The 23,761-nt window shown below is 66.2% G+C and carries 19 protein-coding genes; 11 read left to right on the forward strand and 8 right to left on the reverse strand.

What is annotated here, in order from left to right; genetic code table 11:
- Positions 1-94 precede the first annotated feature (94 nt).
- A complete protein-coding gene (locus OHB26_RS17665; protein WP_330185245.1) occupies positions 95-1,021 on the forward strand; it encodes a glycine betaine ABC transporter substrate-binding protein in 927 nt (308 codons plus the stop codon).
- Between the two features lie 25 nt (positions 1,022-1,046).
- On the opposite strand, the gene OHB26_RS17670 is transcribed toward OHB26_RS17665, so the two are convergent.
- Positions 1,047-1,628: a TIGR03086 family metal-binding protein gene (locus OHB26_RS17670; RefSeq protein ID WP_330185246.1), complete on the reverse strand. Its 582-nt coding sequence runs from the start codon at positions 1,626-1,628 to the stop codon at positions 1,047-1,049.
- Positions 1,629-1,809: 181 nt separating this feature from the next.
- Here OHB26_RS17670 and OHB26_RS17675 point away from each other — a divergent pair, with 181 nt between their 5' ends.
- Both OHB26_RS17675 and OHB26_RS17680 read left to right on the forward strand, forming a co-directional pair.
- Entirely contained in the window at positions 1,810-2,511 is a 702-nt protein-coding gene (locus OHB26_RS17675) for a Crp/Fnr family transcriptional regulator (protein WP_330185247.1), read from the forward strand.
- A 106-nt stretch (positions 2,512-2,617) separates the two neighbouring features.
- Positions 2,618-2,833, forward strand: a complete 216-nt coding sequence (locus tag OHB26_RS17680) for a hypothetical protein (protein ID WP_330185248.1) — start codon at positions 2,618-2,620, stop codon at positions 2,831-2,833.
- Here the strand turns inward: OHB26_RS17680 and OHB26_RS17685 are convergent.
- Entirely contained in the window at positions 2,799-3,422 is a 624-nt protein-coding gene (locus tag OHB26_RS17685; RefSeq protein WP_330185249.1) for a TetR/AcrR family transcriptional regulator, read from the reverse strand. The two genes, OHB26_RS17680 and OHB26_RS17685, sit on opposite strands and share 35 nt — an antisense overlap.
- 86 nt (positions 3,423-3,508) lie before the next feature.
- On the opposite strand from OHB26_RS17685, the gene OHB26_RS17690 reads away from it, so the two are divergent.
- From OHB26_RS17690 to OHB26_RS17720, 7 genes are all read left to right on the forward strand, one after another.
- Positions 3,509-5,026, forward strand: a complete 1,518-nt coding sequence (locus tag OHB26_RS17690) for a flavin-containing monooxygenase (RefSeq protein ID WP_330185250.1) — start codon at positions 3,509-3,511, stop codon at positions 5,024-5,026.
- A 36-nt stretch (positions 5,027-5,062) separates the two neighbouring features.
- Entirely contained in the window at positions 5,063-5,893 is an 831-nt protein-coding gene (locus OHB26_RS17695) for an SDR family NAD(P)-dependent oxidoreductase (RefSeq protein ID WP_330185251.1), read from the forward strand.
- 11 nt (positions 5,894-5,904) lie between these two features.
- Positions 5,905-6,819 carry an alpha/beta hydrolase gene (locus OHB26_RS17700; RefSeq protein ID WP_330185252.1) on the forward strand — a complete coding sequence of 305 codons (915 nt, stop codon included), beginning with the start codon at positions 5,905-5,907 and terminating at the stop codon, positions 6,817-6,819.
- A gap of 124 nt (positions 6,820-6,943) precedes the next feature.
- Positions 6,944-8,737: an AMP-dependent synthetase/ligase gene (locus OHB26_RS17705; protein ID WP_330185253.1), complete on the forward strand. Its 1,794-nt coding sequence runs from the start codon at positions 6,944-6,946 to the stop codon at positions 8,735-8,737.
- Between the two features lie 97 nt (positions 8,738-8,834).
- Entirely contained in the window at positions 8,835-9,245 is a 411-nt protein-coding gene (locus OHB26_RS17710) for a VOC family protein (RefSeq protein ID WP_330185254.1), read from the forward strand.
- Positions 9,246-9,365: 120 nt separating this feature from the next.
- The gene (locus tag OHB26_RS17715; RefSeq protein WP_330185255.1) at positions 9,366-10,937 is read left to right on the forward strand and encodes a molybdopterin-dependent oxidoreductase; all 1,572 of its coding nucleotides are present in this window, start codon (positions 9,366-9,368) and stop codon (positions 10,935-10,937) included.
- Between the two features lie 111 nt (positions 10,938-11,048).
- Positions 11,049-11,669: a Uma2 family endonuclease gene (locus tag OHB26_RS17720; protein ID WP_330185256.1), complete on the forward strand. Its 621-nt coding sequence runs from the start codon at positions 11,049-11,051 to the stop codon at positions 11,667-11,669.
- 60 nt (positions 11,670-11,729) lie between these two features.
- Here the strand turns inward: OHB26_RS17720 and OHB26_RS17725 are convergent, their stop codons facing one another.
- Both OHB26_RS17725 and OHB26_RS17730 read right to left on the reverse strand, forming a co-directional pair.
- A complete protein-coding gene (locus tag OHB26_RS17725; RefSeq protein WP_330185257.1) occupies positions 11,730-13,202 on the reverse strand; it encodes a DHA2 family efflux MFS transporter permease subunit in 1,473 nt (490 codons plus the stop codon).
- Positions 13,203-13,257: 55 nt separating this feature from the next.
- A complete protein-coding gene (locus tag OHB26_RS17730) occupies positions 13,258-13,959 on the reverse strand; it encodes a PadR family transcriptional regulator (RefSeq protein WP_330185258.1) in 702 nt (233 codons plus the stop codon).
- A 147-nt stretch (positions 13,960-14,106) separates the two neighbouring features.
- Here OHB26_RS17730 and OHB26_RS17735 point away from each other — a divergent pair, with 147 nt between their 5' ends.
- Positions 14,107-15,123, forward strand: a complete 1,017-nt coding sequence (locus OHB26_RS17735) for a helix-turn-helix transcriptional regulator (protein WP_330185259.1) — start codon at positions 14,107-14,109, stop codon at positions 15,121-15,123.
- Between the two features lie 8 nt (positions 15,124-15,131).
- Here the strand turns inward: OHB26_RS17735 and OHB26_RS17740 are convergent, their stop codons facing one another.
- The 4 genes from OHB26_RS17740 to OHB26_RS17755 form a co-directional block, all read right to left on the reverse strand.
- On the reverse strand, positions 15,132-15,350 hold the full coding sequence (locus tag OHB26_RS17740; RefSeq protein ID WP_330185260.1) for a hypothetical protein: 219 nt from the start codon (positions 15,348-15,350) through the stop codon (positions 15,132-15,134).
- Positions 15,347-15,772 (reverse strand): SRPBCC domain-containing protein, encoded by a 426-nt coding sequence (locus tag OHB26_RS17745; protein WP_330185261.1) that lies wholly within the window; start codon positions 15,770-15,772, stop codon positions 15,347-15,349. Before OHB26_RS17745 ends, OHB26_RS17740 begins: the two co-directional genes overlap by 4 nt.
- Positions 15,773-15,893: 121 nt before the next feature.
- Positions 15,894-19,721: a multifunctional oxoglutarate decarboxylase/oxoglutarate dehydrogenase thiamine pyrophosphate-binding subunit/dihydrolipoyllysine-residue succinyltransferase subunit gene (locus OHB26_RS17750; protein WP_330185262.1), complete on the reverse strand. Its 3,828-nt coding sequence runs from the start codon at positions 19,719-19,721 to the stop codon at positions 15,894-15,896.
- 113 nt (positions 19,722-19,834) lie between these two features.
- Positions 19,835-23,650 (reverse strand): ABC transporter ATP-binding protein, encoded by a 3,816-nt coding sequence (locus tag OHB26_RS17755; RefSeq protein ID WP_330185684.1) that lies wholly within the window; start codon positions 23,648-23,650, stop codon positions 19,835-19,837.
- Between the last annotated feature and the right edge of the window lie 111 nt (positions 23,651-23,761).

Here is a 23,761-nt window from a genome sequence, read left to right on the forward strand (position 1 = left end):
GCCGCAATCAATTCGCTCGCGCAATTCGCTGGTGAGACACGCTCGGGGGCACCCGATCCGGGGTGCGCGGCCGCGGCGCGGCAGACTGTTGCGCATGTTCGGCAGCACAGATTCCCGCGCCCCCCGGCGAGCCCTGCTGTCCACCGCGCTGGCGGTCACGGTCGCGCTGGCAACCCTCGCGTGCGGGAGCGACGACGCACCCGCGCTCACCATCGGCGCGGGCGATTCCACGCAGTCGACGCTGCTCGCCGAGATCTACGCGGGCGCACTCGCACGCACCGGCGCGCGAACGGCGGTGCGTGCCGGATTGGGCGCGCGGCCCGCGCAGCTCGCCGCCCTCGATGCCGATACCGCGATAGCGGTGGCCGATGTGACCGGTGATCTGCTCACCGCCCTGGACTCCACATCGCGGGCGCGCACCCCCGACGATGTGAACAAAGCCCTCAACGGCGCTCTCCCGGAAGGGCTCACGGTGGGCGACCCCGCCGACGGCACCGATCTGCGCCCCGCCGTGGTGGCCGCCGCCACCACCGAACTGCCGTCCTCCTTGAAAGACCTGGCCCCGCTCTGCCCCGGCCTCACCATTGGTATCGCGACGGGTCCGGCCCTCGATCCCATGCACGCGCCCCTGGATCCCGAGCGCGATGTGATCGCCCCGCTGCGATCGGTCTACGGTTGCGCCGTTACCCGCACGGTTCCGTTCTCCACCTCGGAGGAGGCGCGAAAAGCCTTGTCCACCGGTGAAATCCAACTCGCTGTGCTCTCCGGGCCGGTGGCCTACCTGTCGGATGGCGGAGCCGACCTGACCGCCCTGGCCGACCCCGCCTATGTTTTTCGTGCCGCCATGGTGCTGCCCATCGTTCGCAAGTCGGCACTGACGGATGTCCAGCTCCGCAAACTCAACTATGTGGCAGGCGAACTCACCACCACCGATCTCGCCGATATGCTGCGCCAGCTTCGCGACAATCACGCCGATCCGGCCGACCTGGCCCGCACCTGGCTGGACGCCCACGCGCTGTAGGCGTCGAAAGCCTTGGCCGTCAGTACTACCCGGCGGTCCACAGCGGGTCGCGGCCGGTCCGCCCGAGCACCCGATCCAAGAGCGAGCTGTGCGCTCCGGTGGGAACCGCGGGTCCGAACAGGCCCGGGGTGCCCGCATCCGGCGTGTGCCGCAACATCTCCCACAGCACCGCGAGATCCTCATCGCCGGGCTGGTAGGTCTGCGAGGTGGCGCTGGCCAGATCCCACCCGTGAATCACCACCTCGTCCAAGGCGAAGACCGCCATCTGTGTCGCTGGTCCCCGGACTCCACCCACCTCGGTCTCGCCCTCCCAGGCTTCCGGCTCCCGCCACGCCGCGACCAACGCCTCGAGTTGCAGGGCGATCCGCTCGCGCCAGCCATCCTCGAGCACCAGATCCGCATCGCTGGGCGGCTGTGAGTTCCCGATACCCGCTTTGGTGGCGGCGTCGCGAAACGCCTCGGTGAACCCGACAATATGGGCAAGCAACATCGCCACGGTCCATTCCGGACTGGGCGTGGGCAATTCGAGCTGATCGTCCCGGACCCCGGCGACCACCGCGTTCAGCGCACCGGCGGCCGACTTCATATCGAATAACGGAGTGTTCATGAGCGCTCCCGAAAACTGGCATGCGGCAACCCCGGCGGCAACCGCTCACCAATCCTGACGCCGCACGCCGCACGAATTCATCGCTCCCGCGAAAACTGATCACACCGTGCTGGTGCGCCGCCGCGTGGCTCGCCTACCGTTGAGGTTCGGGGACGATTCCAACGAGGGCGGATTGGATTCGATGGGCACACTGGAGAGTTGGCCGTGGCCGGAGAACACTTTGCTGGCGCGGTTGAGCCCGCGGTCGCGGCGGGAGTTGCTCGGGCTGGGGCATGAGCGCGAATGCAAACCGGGGACGATGCTCATGCGGCAGGGGGATCCCGGCAATATCGTGTACGTATTGCGATCGCGGGATACCACGGTCTCGGCCTGCGTGAAGATCACCGCGGATACCGGGACGCTGTTCGCGATTCGGGTGAGCGGGGATGTGATCGGGGAATTGGGCGCGCTGACACCGAATTCGGTCCGGTCGGCCACCGCGACCGTGTGCACCGCGACGATCGTGCACTGTATTCCGGGGAATATGTTCCTGGGGTTTCTCGCGGAGCATCCGGACGGATGGCAGGCACTGTGCCGGACGCTGGCCGATCGGCTGGCCTGGTCCGATCAGCGGCGGCTGGATTTCGGTGGCTGTCCGGTGCGGCGCTGTCTGGCGCGGTTACTGGTGGAGTTCGCCGAATCCTACGGCCGCCCGGGTGAATACGGGCTGGAGATCACCGTGCGACTCTCCTATGAGGAGTTGGGCAATCTCATCGGCGCGGGGGAGGACGCGGTGGGGCTGGCCATGAAACGCATGCAGGAGGCGGATCTGGTCTGCCTGCGCAATCGGCACCTCGTGGTGCGTGATCTCGAAGGATTACGCAAGTACGCCGGGCTGGTATGAGGATTTACCGAAATCTGCGCCGACGCCGGATTTTTCAGGCGCACAGCATATTCCACCGATGGCAATCTCGTGGTTCCAGCTTCACGGACCCACGGGAGGGACCTCGATGTCGATATCCGAGCAGGAGTGCGGATGGACCCCGGCCGAACAGCTGTACCGCACCCTGACCCGCGCGCACACCCCGCTCGCCGCCGCGCTCATAGTCGCGGCCGTCACCGGGTACTGGCCCGAAACAGCCTGCCGCACAACGGATAACCGCGCACTGGCGGAGGTGTTGGATATCGGGGTCAGTCGCGCAGGGCGGCGGCGAGAGTGGAGTTGAGCGTCAGCGCGGGCAGTGAATCGACCAGCAGATCGACGAGCGCCGCGCGTGGAATGGGGGCCTCGCGCAGCCAGATCAGCGTGGTCTCCTCCACGAAGGCGATCCAGCCCCGGACCGCCAGCGTGAGCCGGGGCATATCCGAATCCTGCACGGGGATGGGGGCTTCGGCGAGAATGCGCTGCACCTGGGCGAGGCGGTGGGCGTTCACCATGGTGACCAGTTCGGGGCTGGCGCTGGCGGGGCCGCGCAGCAGCGCCAGATACGGGGTGCGATTCTCCTCGACGTAATCGACGTAGCGCTCGATCGAGTCGCGCAGCATATCCGCCAGTGGCAGTTCGGGATTGGGTGTGGTGCGGGCCAGCAGCTCGGCATTGGCGTGCGCGATGATCGCCAGGTGGAAGTCCCCCATGGTGGGGAAGTAGTGGAAGAGCAGGCCCCGGGAGATGCCCGCCTGTTCGGCGATCTCACTCACCGACACGTCCTCCAGTGAGCGTTCTCGCAGCATCCGGGCACCTAGGGTGATGAGCTGCTGGCGACGTTCGTCGGGGCTGAGCCGGGTGCGCTTGGCTCCGGCGTCGGGCTTGCTCACGCTGGCTCCTTCGGTCACTGCACAATCTTACTGAACGTGAGTCAATACTATTGACTCGAACTCAATAAGACCTTACGCTCGGATACATGAGTCGCAAGGTTACAGACAAAGCTGTCGACAACCGGCCCGCCCGGCATTCCCGCATCATCATCGTCGGCAGCGGGTTCTCCGGCCTCGGGCTGGCGATCCGGTTGAGCCAACAGGGTCGCAACGACTATCTCGTGCTCGAGCGCGGCAATGATGTCGGCGGCACCTGGCGCGACAACACCTATCCGGGCGCGGCCTGCGATGTGCCCTCGCAGCTGTACTCGTACTCCTTCGCGCTGAACCCGGAGTGGTCGCGCTCGTTCTCCAAGCAGCCGGAGATTCAGCGCTACATTCAGTCGGTCGCCGCCAAGTACGACGTGCGCGATAAGCACGTCTTCAACTGCGATATGACCGGTGCGCAGTGGAACGACGCGGCCGCCCGCTGGGAGATCCAGACCAGCCAGGGCGACTTCACCGCCGATATCCTGATCTCCGCCGTCGGCGCGCTGTGCGAGCCGAACCTGCCGGATATCAAGGGCATCAACGACTTCCAGGGCGAGATCTTCCACTCCGCGCGCTGGGATCACAATGCCGACCTGACCGGTAAGCGCGTCGCTGTCATCGGCACCGGCGCCTCGGCCATCCAGATCGTGCCCAGCATCGCCAAGCAGGTCGCACACCTGGACGTGTACCAGCGCACCGCGCCCTGGCTGCTGCCGCGCGCGGACCGGCCGTACCTGCTGCCGGAGAAGCTCGCCTTCAAATACATTCCGGGCGTGCAGGCGCTCTCCCGCGCCGCCATCTACGCCGCGCGGGAGACCCAGGTGGTCGGCCTGGCCAAGTTCCCGCCCGCCATGAAGATTCTGGAGACCGTGGCCCGCGCCAAGCTGCGCATCGAGGTCAAGGATCCGGAGCTGCGCGCCAAGGTCACCCCGAACTTCCGCATCGGCTGCAAGCGCATGCTCATCTCGAACGAGTACTACCCGGCACTGGGCCGCGACAATGTCGACCTGGTGACCGACGGCATCCGGGAGATCCGCGGCAACTCGGTCGTCACCAAGGACGGCGTCGAGCGCGAAGTGGACGCCATCATCGTGGCCACCGGCTTCCACGTCACCGATTCCCCGGCGTACGAAACCATTTCGGGCCGCGACGGCCGCACGCTGTCCGAGGTCTTCGACGCCATCGGCCAGCAGGGCTACAAGGGTTCGGCCATCCACAACTACCCGAATATGTTCTTCATGCTCGGCCCGAATGTCGGCCTGGGCCACACCTCGATGGTGTACATGATCGAATCGCAGATCAACTACATCGCCGATGCCGTGGCCACCGTCGACCGGCTCGGCCTGCGCACCGTCGAGGTGCGCAAGGATGTACAGGACGAGTACAACGCCGAACTACAGCGCAAGCTGACCGGCGCGGTCTGGAATACCGGCGGCTGCGCCTCCTGGTATCTCGACAAGCACGGCAACAACACCACGCTCTGGCCGGACTTCACCTTCCGGTTCCGCAGTCTGCTCGAGAAATTCGACGTATCCGCGTACGAGACCTCGAGCTCCGCCCGACCCGCCGCGTAATTCCCGGTAGGGCCCGAACAACCGAAAGTGGTAACCGTGAGCAACGACGCTTACTTCAGGGACAAGGTCTGCGTCATCACCGGCGCGGGCTCCGGCATCGGCCGTGCGCTGGCGCTGAATCTGGCCCGCCGCGGCGCCAAGCTGGCGCTGTCCGATATCGACACCGATGGCCTGGCCGAGACCGTGCGGCTGTGCGAGAAGTACGGCGTGCAGATCAAATCCGATCGCCTGAACGTGGCCGAGCGCGAAGCCGTACTGCTCTACGCCGACGAGGTGAACAAGCATTTCGGCAAGGTCAACCAGATCTACAACAATGCCGGTATCGCGCACCACGGCGATGTGCTGGACACCGCGTTCAAGGACATCGACCGCATCATGGATGTCGACTTCTACGGAGTCGTCAACGGCACCAAGGCTTTCCTGCCGTACCTGATCGAATCCGGTTCGGGTCACGTCGTGAACATCTCCAGCCTCTTCGGCCTGATCGCGGTCCCCGGCCAGAGCGCCTACAACGCGGCCAAATTCGCGGTGCGCGGTTTCACCGAGGCGCTGCGCCAGGAAATGATCATGAGCGGTAAGCCCGTCAAGGTCACCTGTGTGCACCCCGGCGGCATCCAGACAGCAGTGGCCCGCAATGCCACCGTCTCCGAAGGGCTCAACCAGCAGAACCTGGCCACCCTCTTCGACAAGAAGCTGGCCATGCACACCCCCGAGATGGCCGCGCAGACCATTACCGAGGGCGTGGCCCGCGGTCACGGCCGCGTGCTGATCGGCTGGGAGGCCAAGCTGCTCGACCTGTTCGTGCGCAGCACCGGTTCGTACTATCAGCGCATTGCCGCGACCGTGCAGAAGCGCTTCCTGCCCTAGGGAAAATGGATATGCCACAGCTGAATCTGCCGCTGCCCGTCGCGCGCGCGGTGCTCCATCCGATGTTCCGGCTCATGCTCAACAAGCGCCTGCCCTTCACGGTGCAGCGCACGTTGATGGATCTGGGCGCACCCGCGCAGGGCGCGCTGCGCGGTACGCACGCCGAGCGGGTCCGCCTCGGTGGGCGTCCGGCCGAGCGGGTCACGCTCGGCCCGGCGACCGACAGCGCCACCGTGCTGTACCTGCACGGTGGCGGTTATACGGTCGGTTCGCCCGCCACCCACCGCCCGCTGGCCGGGTACCTCGCGCGGGAAACCGGTTGTCCCGTGCAGGTTCTGGACTATCGGCTGGCTCCGGAGCATCCGTTCCCGGCCGCACTGGACGATGCCGAGGCGGCGTTCCTGGAGCTCATCGCCTTCGGCTATCAGCCCGAACGCATTGCGGTGGCCGGTGATTCGGCCGGTGGCGGGCTCGCGCTCGCACTGGCCGTCCGGCTGCGCGACAAGCACGGCCTGACTCCGGCCGCGCTGGGTCTGATCGCACCGTGGGCCGATCCCAATGAGATTCCGGAGCGCACCCGCGATCTGGTCATCAACAAGCCGTGGTCGCGCGCCTGCGCCGCCGCCTATCTCGGCGACGGCGACGGACTCGATGTCGGCTACGCGCCCTTGCTCGCCGAACTGCACGGGCTGCCGCCCACCTATGTGCAGGCGGACAGGGGCGAGCTGCTGCATGTCCAGTGCATTCGGCTCACCGACAAGCTCCGGGCGGCCGGTGTGGAAACCCGATTCACCGAGACCGAGGGTCTCTGGCACGTATCCCAATTGCAGGCGTCGCTGGTGGCTCCGGCCGAGGCGATTACCCGCGAACTCGGAGAGTTCTTGCGGCAAGCCCTTCGACCTGCGCAAACCCGATCCATAGGATAGGGGCAGCACGGTTTGTGAAGCCCGGTCGGACAGGCGATGAGAACCTGTTCGGGCGGGCTGCCGGGTGTGACATGTAAGCGTGGCGTAAATTACCCGCGAGTAAACCCACTGTGGAAGGGCAGCGATGCGAGAGTTCGAAGTCCCGGCTACCTACACCATCCCCGAGAACGCCAATATGTCGGACGGTGCGTTCCGGCATGCGGAGAAGACCCCTGACCTGGTCGTCTTCAATACTCCGGATGGTAAGGGCGGCTGGAACGACGTCACGGCGGCCGAGTTCGCGAAGACCGTGACCGAGGTGGCCAAGGGTCTGGTCGCCTCGGGAATCGAACTCGGAGACCGGGTCGCCATCATGGCCGCCACCTCCTACGAGTGGGTCGTGCTGGACTTCGCCATCTGGGCCGCCGGCGGCTGTACCGTCGCCATCTTCGACAGCTCCTCGGCCGAGCAGATCCGCTGGATCCTGTCCGACTCCGCCACCAAGGCGATCGTCGTGCAGAACGAGAAGCAGCGCGCCACGATCGCCGAAATCGAAGGCGGACTGGGTGATCTGCGTGAGGTGCTGCAGATCGAGAGCGGTGCCGTCGCAGAGCTGACCAAGCGCGGCGCGGAGCTGGACGACAGTGTCGTGCACGAGCGCCGCGCCCAGGTGAAGGCCGCCTCGCCCGCGACCCTCATCTACACCTCGGGCACCACCGGTAAGCCCAAGGGCGTCATGCTCTCGCACTCCAACCTCTACGCCGAATCGGCCGCGGACCGCTCCGCCATGAGCGAATTCCTCCGGCCCGGCCGCAAATCGCTGCTGTTCCTGCCGCTGGCGCACGTCTTCGCGCGCGCGGTCGCGCTCGCCGCGTTCGACGCCGGCGTCACCGTCGCGCACACCTCGGACTGGTCCACGCTGGTCGAGCAGTTCGGCGAGTACAAGCCGAACTTCATCCTCTCGGTACCGCGCGTCTTCGAGAAGGTGTTCAACGGCGCCAAGCAGAAGGCGCACGACGGCGGTAAGGGCAAGATCTTCGACTACGCCACCGAGGTGGCCATCGAATACAGCGAATCGCTGCAGAACGGTGGCCCCGGCCTGGTCCTCAAGCTCAAGCACACCGTGCTGGACAAGCTGGTCTTCAGCAAGCTGCGCGAAGCCATGGGCGGGCAGTGCTCCTCCGCGGTCTCCGGCGGCGGACCGCTCGGCGCGCGACTGGGCCACTACTTCCGCGGCGCGGGCGTCACCATCTACGAGGGCTACGGTCTGACCGAATCCACCGCGGCCGTCAGCGTCAACACCCCCAAGCACATCAAGGTCGGCTCGGTCGGTCAGCCGCTGCCGGGCCACGGTGCCAAGGTCGCCGACGACGGCGAACTGCTCATTCGCGGACCCGTGGTGTTCGGCGGCTACTGGAACAATCCGGAAGCCTCCGCCGACGCGTTCGACGCCGACGGCTGGTTCAAGACCGGTGACCTCGGCGCCATCGACGAGCAGGGCTTCATCTCCATCGTCGGCCGCAAGAAGGAAATCCTGGTCACCGCGGGCGGTAAGAACGTCTCCCCGGCCATGCTCGAGGATTCGCTGCGCCAGGCCCCGCTGATCAGCCAGGTCATGGTGGTCGGTGACGGACAGCCGTTCATCGGCGCGCTCATCACCCTCGATCAGGAGACGCTGCCGAAGTGGCGCGAGCGCAACAACATTCCGCCCGAGACCACCATCGAGCACCTGATCGAGAACCCGGCCCTGGTCGCGGAGATCAACGAGGCCGTGGCCGCCACCAACAAGCTGGTGTCACATGCCGAGGCCATCAAGAAGATTCGCATCCTGCCGGTCGACTGGACCCAGGAGGGCGGCGAGCTCACCCCGAAGCTCTCGCTCAAGCGCAATGTGGTCATGAAGCAGTACGCGGCGGACGTGGACGCGATCTACTCCTAGTTCGACCGAACGCCGATGATTTCGGCGATGCGGGGAAGTCCTACCCTGTGGATGGCGGATCGTCCATCCACAGGGAAAGTCGATCGAGGAGGCAGACGTGCCATCCGTGAACCCGTGTCTCGTATTCAACGGCAACGCCGAAGAGGCGTTCACCTTCTATCAGTCCGTCTTCGGAGGTGAACTGCGGCTGTCCCGCTTCGGGGAGATGCAGGGCAGCGAGAACGTACCCGAACAGGTCAAGAACTGGATCGCGTACGCATCGCTGCCTGTCGCCGGGAGCGAACTCTCCGGAATGGATTCACCGGCACAGCCGGTCGATTCCCAGAACCGGGCCCAAATGGTGAATCTCGCGGTGGACTCGGCGGTCGAGGCCGAGCGCGTCTACCACGAATTCTCCGCCGGTGGCCAGGTCTCCATGCCGCTCGGCAAGACCGAATGGGCCGAGGCGTTCGCCATGGTCACCGATAAATTCTCGGTGCCGTGGATGATCAGCTACACCCCGCGCTGAATCCCCATTCCGTTACCGTGACCCGCTTCCGTCCGGAGCGGGTCATAAGGAACCCGGCGTCACCGGAATGTCATTGTTCGCACCGGTGCACGGGCCGAATCCGGCAGTAGGGTCGGATCCGTGGCCGGTCGTGAACTTCGAATAGTCGGTGGTATCGCCGCCGCCGCGGTGACCCTCGGGGTCGCCGAGTTGGTCGCGGTGCTCATCAGCGCGGACAGCACACCCCTGCAGGCGATCGGATCGACGATTGTCGATCACACCCCGGACGGGGTGCGCGAGTGGGTGATTCAGCGATTCGGCACCAAAGACAAACTGGTGCTGTTCGTTTCGATGGGCGTGGTGGCGCTGATCGTCGCCGGGGTGGCCGGGCTCGTGGAGCGGGTGCGCCGCCCGATCGGTTCGGCGCTCTTCGCGGTGTTCGGACTGGTCGCCCTGATCGCCGCGGTGTCCCGGCCGCATGCCTCCTGGACCTGGGCGCTGCCGTCACTGATCGGCGCCTGGGCGGGAATCATGGTGCTGCGCACACTGATTCGCCGTATCGCCGATTTCGACGCGGCGAGCGCCGCGGTCGCCGAGACCGAAGCCGGTACGGAAAGTGCTGCCGCGGCGTCGATTTCGGATATCGCGCTGGAGCGGCGACTCGTCATGCGCGGTATCGGTATCGCCGTGGCCTCCGGTGCTGCCGCCGGAGTCGTGGGGCGCGTGCTGGGGGCGCGGCGGCACGATGTCTCGGGGGAGCGCGCGGAGGTGCGACTACCGCCGCCCGCCGGGCCGAAGGTCGAGGTGGATCCCGCCGCCGATCTCCGAATCCCGGGTCTGTCTTCCTATCTCACGCCGAACAACGACTTCTACCGCATAGACACGGCTTTGACCGTTCCGCAGGTCAGCAAGGACGACTGGTCACTGCGCATTCACGGCATGGTGGATCGCGAAATCCGGATCAACTACGCCGATCTCGGCTCCCGCCGGGCCGTCGAGAAGCTGGTGACGCTCACCTGCGTCTCCAATCCGGTCGGCGGCGATCTCATCGGCAATGCCAGCTGGCTCGGGTACCGCCTCGACGAACTGCTCGCCGAGGCCGGACCGCATCCGGACGCCGATATGGTGTTGTCCCGCAGTATCGACGGTTTCACCGCGGGCAGTCCCCTCGCGGCGCTCACCGACGGTCGTGATGCCATGCTCGCGGTCGGTATGAACGGTGAACCGCTGCCCACCGCGCACGGTTACCCGGCGCGACTGGTGGTGCCGGGACTCTACGGCTACGTTTCGGCGACCAAATGGGTGACCGAGTTGGAGATCACCAGATTCGATCGCGCACAGGCGTATTGGACCCGGCGTGGGTGGTCCGAGCGCGGGCCGATCAAGACCGGAACCCGCATCGACACACCCGGCAGCGGCAAACTCGCGGCGGGCCGGATCACCGTGGCGGGCGTCGCCTGGGCCCAGCATCGCGGCATTCGCGCCGTTGAGGTGCGCGTGGACAACGGCGACTGGCAGCCCGCGCGGCTCGCCGCCGAACCGTCGATCGACACCTGGCGCCAATGGGCCTTCGACTGGGAAGCCACCTCCGGGCCGCACACCCTCTGGGCGCGCAGCACCGACGGCGACGGCGTGGTGCAGACCGCTGATATCGCGGGCGAGGTACCCGACGGTGCGACCGGATACGCCTCGAGATTCGTACGAATCGGCTGAATCACCGCAATTGCCGGGCTATTCGGAGTGGCGAAAATGCCGAACGGCCGTTTTGCCCGCGCCCGCGCATTACGATCGGCCCGGCCGTTGACGCCCAATCAAGGAGCGTGCATGACCGGAGTGCTGGAATGGGCGCGGGCGGAGAACCTGCAGCCCGAACCGATCACCCTCGATGTCTGGAAGCAGTTGCCGCGCGACTTCTGCCGTCTGGTCGAAGTGGTGAACGGCGATGTGGTGCGGGCGGATCCGGCCTCGCACCGGCATCACAATGCCGCGCGCCGCATCGGAGCCATGCTCGAGGCCGGCGCCGAATCGCATATGGCGCGCTACAGCGACGGACCGCTGTACGCCGCCGTCGAGCAGGACGTACTGCTCTGGGAACTGCCGCGATTGACGCTGCGGCGGCCCGATATCGCGCTGTTCACCTGTGCTCCAACGGGTTCGGGTCCACTACCCGCGGCCCGCGTGAAGATCGCGGTCGAGGTGGTGTCACCGCTGACCGAGCGCATCGACACCACCGATAAGCAGGCGGAGTACGCGCAGGCCGGAATCCCCTGGTACTGGCTGGTTTACCTGAACCATGACCATGTGACCACTATCCAGACCCATGTGCTGGTGCTCGGCCACTATCGGCCGCACCGCCGCCTCACGCCCACCTGCGGCGAAACCCTGATAGATATGCCGATCGAGATCCGCATCGACTGGCCGCGGCTGTACGGACTCGTCTACTGAGCTGAAACAAGCGGGCCCCCTTCGCAATCGGTGAAGAGGGCCCGCTCACGGCGCGAGCGTCTAGCCCGCGATATCCGCCTTCTCGGGGGACGGAGCCTTGTCCTCGGATTTGCCGTGTCCGACGAACAGCGCGGACGCCACCACGCCGATCAGCAGAATGCAGCCCGGCAGGATCGTGGACTGGGCGAGCGCGGTGCTGATCTTCTCCAGCACCGGCGCCGGAATCTTCGCCGAGCTGCCACCGCCCTCCATCATCGGGCCACCGCCCAGCTGCTGCGCCGCCAGCCGCGAGGAGAGCAGCGCGGCGACAGCGGCCGAACCGAGCACCGAACCGACCTGCCTGGTCGTGTTGTACACACCCGCACCCGCACCCGCCTGCTGAACCGGCAGGTTATGGGTGGCAGTGGTGGCCAGTGGCGCCCAAATGCAGGCGTTGGCTATACCCGCGACACCGCCGAGAACCAGGAACAGCGGAATCGAGGTGTCCGGCTTCATCAGTGCCGCGAATCCGAAGACCGTTGCCGCGAAGACGGCGAATCCGATGGTCGGCAGGATGCGGGGCGGCATCCGATCCGAGATCTTGCCGATGATCGGAGCGAACACACCGGTCACGATGGCCATCGGAGCCAGGACGAGCGCCGACTTGGTCGGCGACATGCCATGCACCTGTTGCAGGAAGAAATAGAACGGCACGAAGAGGCTGGTTACCGCGGCACCCATAGTGGCGATCGCCAGACTGGAGAGCGAGAAATTGCGGTCCTTGAACAGACTCATCGGTACCAGCGGCTCACCGGTATTGCGGGCCTGATTCACCACGAACAGCGCGAATACCACCAGACCGCCGCCGATCATCAGCCAGGTCAGTGCGTCCCAGTCGCGGGTACCGCCCTCCTGGATGCCGAAGACCAGCAGGAACATGCCTATGCCCGAAAGCGCCACCCCGACGAAGTCGAACTTGTGCTCATGGGTTTCCAGCGAGGGCACCAGCCAGACCGCCAACGCGAACGCCACGATGCCGATCGGCACGTTCACGTAGAAGATCCACTGCCAGCCCTGCCAATCCACCAGCGCACCGCCCAGGATCGGGCCGACCAGGGTGGCCAGACCGGCGACGCCGCCCCACAGGCCCATGGCCGCGCCGCGCTTGTCCGGCGGGAAGGTGCGGGTGATGACGGCCATGGTCTGCGGCGTCATGAGCGCCGCGCCCAGGCCCTGCACCGCGCGGGCCGCGATGAGCATCTCGATACTCGTCGACATGGCGCACCACAGCGAGGCGAGGGTGAAGACCGTCAGGCCGATCAGATAGATGTTCTTGGGGCCGAAGCGATCTCCGAGCCGCCCGGTCACCAGCAGTGGCACCGCATAGGCGAGCAGATAGGCCGAGGTCACCCAGATGACCTTGTTGATATCGGCGTTCAGGTCCTCCTTGATCGCCGGATTGGCCACCGCGACGATGGTCATGTCCAGCAGGATCATGAAGAACCCGACGACCAGCGCGTATAGCGCCAGCCACGGATTGCGTTGAGTGGACATGGGGTTCCTATCTAGAGAATGAAAGTCTGTGTAAGGGACTGGTTTTCGCGGTTTGTCAGGGGACCACGCCCTTTCGGACGGCAGCCAGGTCCGCCTGGCTCAGGCCCGCGCCCCAGTCCGCGCCGAGCCGGTCGTCGTCGTCATCGCAGCCCGGGATGCGCTCGCCGGTCACCGGATCGAAATCGGACCACGGCAGTTCGCCGGATTCGAGTTCGGCGATCACCCGCCGCAGCCAACCGGCCTCGGTGACATTCGAGGCGTGCAGGAATTCGATGACCATCCAGTACCGCCGCGGTACCCGGCGGGAACGGACCCAGTCCTGCAGCGCCTCGAACTCGGCGACTCGGCCGTCCACCCAGGTGACGCGTTCCCGCAGTAGTGCGATCACATCGTGCACCGGCAAATTGTGCGCCTCGGCCATGGCGAGCGGAAAAATCGGGTACTCCTTGATCGGAGTGCGGAGGATTTCCGTGATGCGCGCGCGCAGGTTGTCCCGGCCCGCCGGATTGATCCGATAGGTTGTCCGTTCCGGGCGATTACCGGCCCGATCGGTGCCCTCGGCCACCACCAGTTCCTGCTCCGCCAGCCGCGCCACCGTGTGATAGAGCGAGCCGGGTTTGATCTTCACCAGCTCGTCCTCGTGCCGGGTCATCAGGAGTTGATACATCTCGTACGGATGCATCGGCTTCTCCTCCAGCAGCGCGAGCACCGCGATCGCCAAAGGCGTCAGCGCCACACTCGCCTGCTTGCCCGCCATATCGGCCTCCTCCGCTCCAAATATTCCACGTGGAATATACGACGTGGAGCATGCGGGGGCAAGTTCGCGTCCAGCCGGACCGGAACCCCTGGCCCGCCGGAGGTTTCAGGGGCAGACGGGCAGCAGACCGCTCGGTAGGCTGACGCGGTGGTTAGGGATTCTGTGGCCTCGCATGTGATGCGGTTGTTGTTGGGGGTCGCGGAGCAATCGGGAGTGCCCGAGCATGAGCTGGCATTCATCGACGGGGTGCGGGGACCGGCCCTGGACGATGATCTGACGCGATTTCCCACTTCGTCGCTGCTGCGGGTGTGGGAGTTGATTCACGCGGCGGATCCGGTCGGTGGGGGAGCGCGGGCCATTGCGGCGGCCGACCGGGGGCGGCTGCACGTATGGGACTATCTCGCCAGCGGAGCGCCTACGCTCGCAGCGGGTTTCGCGGATGCCGGGGAGTATTTGAGCGCCATCTGCGACCCACTCGCGCGGATTTCCGTGGTGGAGGACGGGGCGCGGCTCACCGTCGAGCATGACAATCTGAAGACCGGTACCGAGATCGACAGGACCATCAACGAGTACGCGCTCGGGCTCATCCTGCGGCGGGCGCGGGATGCGCGCGGCGACGGATTACGGCCGGTGCGAGTGGATTTCGCGCATGCGGCACCGGCTCGGCACGACCATCTCAGCGAGGTGTTCGGCACCGGCAATATCCATTTCGGGCAGAGCGGGAATCGGATCACCTTCCTCGATCCCGAATCCGAGCCTGCCGCAAGACCTTTCGATCCCGAGCTACAGCGCGTCATGCGCATGTACGCGCGCTCGATCATCGACAGCGCACGACCCGCGCCGAATTGGCAGGACACCTTCCGCACCGCGATCGGTGAGGCCCTGGCCGACAGTCACGGGCGCGGCACCTCGCTCGAGGAGGTCGCGCACCGGCTGGCCATGAGCCCGCGCACCCTGCAGCGCCGCCTCGCCGAACACGACACCACCTGGCGAGAAGAGTTGGAGGCGGTGCGATTCGACCACGCCACCCGCTTGCTGCGCGACACCCAACTGTCGCTGCAATCGATTGCGGGGCGGCTCGGCTACACCGACCACCGCACCCTGCGGCGCGCCTTCCAGCGCTGGACCGGGCAGACCCCGGACGCCTTCCGGCGCGCCGCCTGAACCGGGCGTCACCGCGCGTTCGCGGCCGCCGCCTTCACCGCGTTCAAGGTGACCGCGGCGGCATTCCAGATGGCGTACAGGCTCACCGCGTACGGCACCCAGGTCGGGTGGTGGATGGCGATCAAGAGGATGGTCGCCACCGCCAGTGCTAGCGCCCGATGCACGATTCCGTTGTGCAACAGGCTCTTCAGGACGGTGGTATTGATCGAAGGCTGGATTGTGGTCACTGTTCCACTCGCTTCTTCAAGGCCGCGTTCAGCAGTTCGAAACTCTGCACGGTGCCGCTGATGGTGCTGCCCAGAAAGGGGGTGAGCAGTCCGCTGAAATCCTCGGCCTGCGTGAAATAGGTTCCGCCGTCCCGAGCTCGCATCGTGAACTTGTGGGTGCCGTCGAAGAGGCCGGGCACCAGCACGATGCCCTTCCAGGTGACCGCCCGCTCCGGCTCGGCCACCAGCACAACGGGTTTGAAGGTCATCGGCCGCCCGCTCACCGGATACAGGCGCAGATTCAGGCGGGAGCCGACGGCGAGCGTGCCCCGTGCCTCGCGGATGAAGGGGTTCCACTCTCCATACGCCGCGAAGTCGCTGAACACCTTCCATACCTGGTCGGGCGGGGCGTCGATCTGAATCCCGGTACTTATCGATCTCATGAATTCGACTCTAGGAGCGGCGGATTCACGCGGACGGGACTCGATACGCCAGCAAGGGGACAAACGACGCCGGGCCGGACTCCCGTGCGGGAATCCGGCCCGGAGCCGTGAATCGGTTGACCTAGACGGTCGGCGCGAACGCCTCGCCGATGATCTCGGCCTGCTCCACCGCGTGCACCTTCGACGAACCCGAGGACGGGGCCGACATGGCGCGGCGCGAGATGCGGCGCAGCTTGGCGAAGCGGGCGGGCAGGATCTCCGGCAGGTTGAGGCCGAAGAACGGCCACGCACCCTGGTTGGCCGGCTCCTCCTGCACCCACACCAGATCGGTGGCGTTGGGGTAACCCTCCAGCGCCTCGTTCAGGCGGAACTTCGGAATCGGGTACAGCTGCTCCACGCGCACGATGGCCACATCGTCACGCTTGTTCTTGTTCTTCTCCGCGACCAGCTCGTAGTAGATCTTGCCGGAGGTCAGCAGTACGCGCTTGACCTTCGAACGATCACCGTCGCCGCTCTCGTAGGTGGGCTCCTCGAGCACCGAACGGAACTTGTTGTCGGTGAAGTCCTCGACCTCGGAGACCACGGCCTTGTTGCGCAGCATGGACTTCGGGGTGAAGACCACCAGCGGACGGCGGATGCCGTCGAGAGCGTGCCGGCGCAGCAGGTGGAAGTAGTTCGACGGGGTGGAGGGAACCGCCACCGTCATCGAACCCTCGGCGCACAGCTGCAGGAAGCGCTCGATACGACCGGAGGTGTGGTCCGGACCCTGACCCTCGTGACCGTGCGGCAGCAGCAGCACGACCTCGGAGAGCTGGCCCCACTTGGCCTCACCGGAGGAGATGAACTCGTCGATGATGGTCTGCGCGCCGTTGACGAAGTCACCGAACTGCGCCTCCCACAACACCAGTGCGTCGGTGTTGCCGAGCGAGTAACCGTATTCGAAACCGACGGCGGCGTATTCGGACAGCGCCGAATCGTGCACCGCGAACCAACCCGGATTCTTCGACCCGATGTTGTGCAGCGGGGTGTACTCGCCACCGGTCTTACGGTCGATGATCACCGAGTGCCGCTGCGAGAAGGTGCCACGACGGGAATCCTGACCGGTCAGACGGACGGCCTTGCCCTCGTCGACCAGGGTGCCGAAGGCGAGCAATTCGCCCATGGCCCAGTCGATCTTGCCCTCGTACGCCATCTCGCGGCGCTTCTCCATGACCGGCTTGACGCGCGGATGCACATTGAAGCCCTCGGGCACGTTCACGAACGAGTCGCCGATGCGCTGCAGCACGGTCTTGTCGACCGCGGTGACCAGGGTGGTCGGCATCTTCTGCTCGTCCTCGACCGACGGGGACGGCTCCGGAACGTACTTCTCCAGCTCGCGCACCTCGTTGAAGATCCGCTCCAGCTGCCCCTGGTAATCGCGCAGGGCGTCTTCGGCTTCCTTCATGGAGATATCGCCACGGCCGATGAGGCTTTCGGTGTACGCCTTACGCACCGAACGCTTGGTGTCGATCGCGTCGTACATATTCGGCTGCGTCATCGACGGGTCGTCGCCCTCGTTGTGGCCGCGACGGCGGTAGCAGATCATATCGATGACCACGTCGCGGTTGAACCGCTGGCGGTAGTCGACGGCCAGCTTCGCAACCCACACACAGGCTTCCGGGTCATCGCCGTTCACGTGGAACACCGGCGCACCGATGAACTTCGCGATATCGGTGGAGTATTCGGTGGAACGCGAGTACTCCGGCGCGGTGGTGAAGCCGATCTGGTTGTTCACCACGATGTGCACGGTGCCACCGGTGCGGTAGCCGCGCAGACCCGAGAGGTTCAGGGTCTCGGCGACCACGCCCTGACCCGCGAACGCCGCGTCACCGTGCAGCATGAGCGGCACGACGGAGAAGCTGCGCGCCTCTTCACCCTTGGTGACCAGGTCTTCCTTGGTGAGCAGATCCTGCTTGGCGCGAACCAGACCCTCCAGCACCGGGTCGACGGCCTCGAGGTGCGACGGGTTGGCCGTCAGCGAGACCTCGATGTCGTTGTCACCGAACATCTGGATGTAGGTGCCGCGCGCGCCCAGGTGGTACTTCACATCGCCCGAGCCGTGCGTGGCGGCCGGGTTCATATTGCCCTCGAACTCGGTGAAGATCTTCGAGTAGGGCTTGCCGACGATGTTCGCGAGCACGTTCAGGCGGCCGCGGTGCGGCATACCGATGACGACCTCGTCGAGCGCGTACTCGGCGCACTGGTCGATGACTCCGTCCATCATCGGAATGACGGACTCGGCGCCCTCGAGCGAGAAGCGCTTCTGGCCAACGTATTTGGTGGCCAGGAAGGTTTCGAACGCCTCGGCGGCATTGAGCCGGGACATGATGTACTTCTGCTCGGCGACAGAAGGCTTCTCATGCTTCTGCTCGACGCGTTCCTGAATCCAGTGCAGCTGTTCGGGATCCAGGATGTGCGTGTACTCGACACCCACGTGGCGGCAGTAGGCATCGCGCAGGATGGACAGCACATCGCGCAGCTTCATGCGCTCCTGGCCGTGGAAGCCCGCGACATTGAATTCGCGATCCAGATCCCACAGGGTCAGGCCGTGCTGGGTGACATCCAGGTCCGGATGCGAGCGGAACTTGTCGTGCACCAACCGCAGTGGATCGGTATCGGCCATGAGGTGACCGCGGTTGCGGTACGCGGTGATCATCTCCTGGACGCGGGTCGACTTGTCGATACCGCGTTCCTTGATGTCCTTGCGCCAGCGCACCGGCTCGTAGGGGACACCCATGCCGTGGAAGATCTCGTCGTAGAACTCGTCCGAGATCAGCAGGTTGTGCACGGTCCGCAGGAAGTCGCCGGACTCCGCGCCCTGAATGATGCGGTGATCGTAGGTCGAGGTCAGCGTCATGAGCTTGCCGATGCCGATATCGGCCAGCTGCTCATCGGCCATGCCCTGGAACTCGGCCGGGTACTCCATGGCGCCCGCGCCGATAATCGCGCCCTGACCCGGCATCAGTCGCGGCACCGAGTGATTGGTGCCGATGGTGCCCGGGTTGGTCAGCGAGATGGTGACACCGGACATGTCTTCGCCGGTCAGCTTGCCGGCGCGCGCCCGGCGCACGATGTCCTCGTACGCAGCGTGGAACTGCGCGAAGGTCATGTCCTCGGTGTTCTTGATGGCGGCGACGGCCAGCGTGCGGTTGCCGTCCTTACCGGGCAGGTCGATGGCCAGACCCAGATTGGTGTGCGCCGGGGTGACCGCGTTCGGCTTGCCGTCCACTTCCGCGAAGTGCCGGTTCATATTCGGGAAGGACTTGATGCCCTGCACGATCGCGTAACCCAGCAGGTGGGTGAAGGAGATCTTGCCACCGCGGGTACGCGCGAGATGGTTGTTGATGACCAGCCGGTTGTCGATCATCAGCTTGGCGGGGATGGCCCGCACGCTGGTGGCCGTCGGAATGGTCAGCGACGCCGACATGTTCTTGACGATCGCGGCGGCGGCGCCGCGCAGAATCTTGGCCTCGTCGGTGGTCGCGGCCTTCGGCGCGCCCGTGGTGGGGGCGGCGTTGGAGGTCGGAGCCGGAGTGGTCTGCGGTGCGCGAACCTGCGCGGGGGCGGCCGTTGCGCCGTTCGCGAGCGCCGCGGACGCGGGCTTGGCGGCCTGCGCGTTGTTCGCGACGGAGGTCGGCGTGCTGTTCGAGGACGGCGTCACCGCCGGCGCGGCGGGGGCCGCGGGGGCGACAGGGGCCGCGGGGACAGGAGCCGCGGCGGCCGGGGTAGCCGGTCGGCCGCTGTTGCCGGTCTCGCCGGAGGTTTCCGGCGTGTAATCGGCGAGGAACTCGTGCCAGCTCTCATCGACCGACGACGGGTCTTGCTTGTACTTCTGATACATCTCGTCGACAAGCCACTGGTTCTGTCCGAACTGGTCTGTTGAGCTGCTCACAGCAGGTGTTCGCCTCATTTCGTTCTTCGCGCTGCGACGTTTGTGACGTGCCCGGCACGGGTAATCGGCGGATGCGCGCCGACGCGCCCCCTCTGAGGATATGCCCACCCCTGTTCGCCCATGGGCATGGACTACCACCGAGCGGACACATTCCTTAGTGACGACTCGTCCTCCGCTGAGAATATTCCTTCGGTGGCCTGTGCCGCAGCCCAGAGCTGGGAGTAAGCGCCGTGTGTCGAGAGCAGCTCGTCATGTGAGCCGATTTCGATGATCCGGCCCTGTTCGACAACGGCGATCAAGTCGGCCTGCGCGGCGGTGGCCAGGCGGTGCGCGACAATCACCGCGGTGCGGCCGCGCGTCACCGATTCGCTCGCTACCAGCACCGATGCCTCGGCCGCCGGATCGAGTACGGCGGTTGCCTCATCGAGCAGCAGTAGATCCGGACCGACCAGTTCGGCGCGGGCCAGTGCGATCAGCTGGCGCTGCCCGGCCGAGAGGCCGCGCCCGCGTTCGCCCACCGGCTGACGCATTCGCAGCGGTAGCGCGTTGATGGTGTCGAGTGCGCCGACCGCCGCGGCGGCCGCCTCGATCTCCGCGGGATTCGCAAAAGGTTTGCCGAATGCAATGTTGCTGGCAATGTCCCCGGTGAATAAGTGAGCTTCCTGTGGAACAACTCCCAGCCGCGATCGGTAGTCGGTGAGGCGGTAGTCGCGGATATCGATGCCATCCACCCTGATCGCACCGTTTTCACCGGCAATCCGTTGCGGTTCATAGGAATTGGCTATCGAATCGGGTAATTCATCACGTTCGTGATCGTGATTTCCGTCATAGGGCATGTCGTAGAGCCGGGCCAGCAGTTTCACGATGGTCGATTTACCCGCGCCGGTCGCGCCGACGAGAGCGAGGCTGGTGCCCGCCGGGATGCGCAGGCTGACACCGTCCAGGGCCAGGGACTCGGTACCCGGATAGCTGAAACGCACCTCGTCGAAGACCACCTCCCCACGCAGTCGGCCGTCGATCACGGCCGGGTCGGCGGGATCCGGGGCGATCGAGGACGGCGTCTTCAGCAGCTCCCGAATGCGGCGCAGGCCGACCCGTGCCTGCTGATAACCGTCGAAGAGTTGCGAGAGCTGATAGATCGGGCCGAACAGCAGCTCCAGATACAGCACGAAGGCCACCAGGGTGCCCGCCGTGGCCGCGCCGTCGGCGACCGCCCGCGCACCCACGAAAACGACCGCGGCCAACGCCAGATCGGCCCACGCGCCGACGAAGGCGAAGAAAAGCGAGATGGCCCGTTGCGCCCGCATTCGGCTGATCCGATACCGATGCGAGTAGACGGTGAAGCGTTCCGAGGCGCTGCGCTCATGCCGATTCGCCTGCACCACACGCAATCCCGCGACATTCTCGGCGAAGTCCGCGTTCACGGTGGCCGAGTGCTCTCGCGATTCGGTGTACGCCGCATCGGAGGCGCGCCGGAACAGCCAGGTGGCCAGCAGTAGCGCGGGCACGGAGAGGAAGACCACAAGTGCCAGTTGCGCGTCGATGAGCAGCAGCGCGATCACGATGCCGATCACCATCAGCAGGCTCACCAGCGCATCGGGCAGGCCGGTTTGCAGGAAGGTCGAGAGGGCGTCGATATCGGTGGTCATGCGGGTGAGGATGCGACCGGAGAGTTCCCGCTCGTAGTAGTCGAGTCCGAGTCGCTGCAGCTGCGCGTAACTGCGCACGCGCAGACCGTAGAGCACCCGCTCACCCGCGCGCGAACCCCACAACAGCGCGGTGGAGGCGGCCAGCCAGCCGATCGCGGCGAGCACCGCGCCGATGAGCACCGCGCGGGTCAACGCGGCACCGTCGTGTTCGGTCACCCCGGAGTCGATGGCATAGCGCACGATCGACGGAAAGCCCACGCTGACAAGGGCATCCACCGCCAGCAGCAGCATCGCCGCGAGGACCGGCCAGCGCACCGTCCGGATGGCCTTGACCAATCGGAAGTCGGTATCGGGGGTACGCAGCTCGGCCGGATCGAGACCCGGCTGTTCCACCGCGGGCGGCAGCGTCACCAGGGACCGCCTTACCTCCGCGGGGGTGTCCGGATCCAGCTCGGTACCGGTCTCCGCCTCCAGCCCCACCGGTGCGGGCCGCGTGTCACCGTCTCGATCGACCGGTTGTGCGTTCTCGTCCGTGGAGCTGCCGCTCGGCCCGGGCAGCCGGATGATGCGATCGGCGTGGGTGAGAGTGGATTCGCGGTGCGCCAGGATGAGCGTGGTGCGGGACGAATCCGTCGGCAGGGCGGCGAAAATGGCCGCCTCGGTGAGCGCGTCCACCGCGGAGGTGGCGTCGTCCAGGATCAGGATGCGCGGGTTCGCCAGCAGCGCGCGGGCCAGGGCGATGCGCTGGCGCTGACCACCGGAAAGGGTGAGGCCGCGTTCACCGACCACGGTGTCATAGCCGTTGGGTAGCGCCCGAATGAACTCATCCGCGGCGGCCTGGACCGCCGCCGTGTGGATTTCGGCTTCGGTGGCCTCCGGTCGCCCCAGCGCGATATTGGCGGAGATGGTGTCCGACAACAGGAAAGCCTCGTCGAAGACCACACCCACCGCGGCCCGCAGTTCGGTGGCGCGCAGGTCGGCGATATCGGTGTGGGAGTCGTTGCCGTACAGCGTGATCCGGCCCGAGTTCGGCGTGTAGAAGCGGGGGAGCAGTAGCGACAGGGTGGATTTACCCGAACCCGCCGGGCCGATGATCGCGACCGTCTCGCCCGGGGCGACGGTCAGGTCGAAGCTATCCAGAATCGGGCGATCCGGGTCGAATCCGAAAGTGAGAGATGATATTTCGATGCCCAGCGGCCCGGCAGGCAGCGGCGCCGGATGCGGCGGATCGGTCTGCTCCGGCGCGCTGTCGATGACCTGATGCACGCGCTCGGCGGCGGCGCGGGTGAGCTGCGCCATCACCACCACCATGGAAATGGTCCGGGTGGCATTGGTCATGGTGGCCACGTAGGCGGTGAACGCCAGGAAGGTGCCCAGGCCGATCGCGCCGTGCAGGGCCAGCACACCGCCCGCGGCAATGACCCCGACCATTCCGGCCTGCGGAATGGCCGACAAGGTCGGCCCGAATCGGGCGTCGATGCGGGCCGCGCGCATGCGTTCGGCGAAGAGCCGTTTGCCGTGCCGTTCCAACAGATCCACCATTCGGGCCTCCTGCCCGAACCCCTTCACCACGCGCACGCCGGTGACGGTCTCCTCCACATGCTGGGCCAGATCCGAACCGCGCTGCTGCGCCGACCAGGTGGCGGCGTAGAGCTTCGGCCGCACCCGATAGACGACCAGCGCGAGCACCGGGACCACCAGCAGTGCGGTCAGTGCCAGCAGCGGCGAGAGCCAGAGCATGATGGCGGCGGCGAGCACGAATTGCAGTGCGGCGACCGAGGACCACGGGCCCATGGCCAGCAGGCCCTGCACCAGCGTCAGATCGCTGATGGAACGGGAGACCACCTGGCCGGTGCGCAGGGCGTCCTGGCCGGGGCCGTCCAGGCGCTGGAGCGCGTTGAGCAGATCGACACGCAATTCATGCTGCACATCGAGCGCGAGTTTTCCGGCGGCCATACGACGACCGAACGAAGCGAGGAAGCGGCCGGCGGCGAGCAGCACCAGCAATCCGGCCATGGCCGTGATGATTCCGGTGTTCCCGGCGGTCGCGCCGTCCAGGGCGCGCTTGGCCAGCAGCGGGCCGGTGACCTCCACCGCCGCACCGAGCAGGACCGCCAGCGCGATGGCGGCGAGCAGCCATGGGTGCTGGCGACATCGTTCCCAGAGTCGCCGCAACCAACCGGGACCGGTCTCCTCCGGCTCGGTGCTCGTTCCGGGCACGGCTACTTCCGCCCGCGGCGTCGCCGCTCGCGCTTGTCCCACCCCTGGTTTCTCCACCCCGGCCTCATCCACCTTCATCGCACTCACCTGGAGCCGTAACGACGGCACCACCCCCAGTTTGTTCCCTGCCACCGACAAACTCCAGGTCGCGGGCGTGTCGGTGCGCGAAGTCGGACTCCCGCTTGTGCC

Source organism: Nocardia sp. NBC_01503 (assembly GCF_036327755.1).
Classification (GTDB): Bacteria; Actinomycetota; Actinomycetes; order Mycobacteriales; family Mycobacteriaceae; genus Nocardia.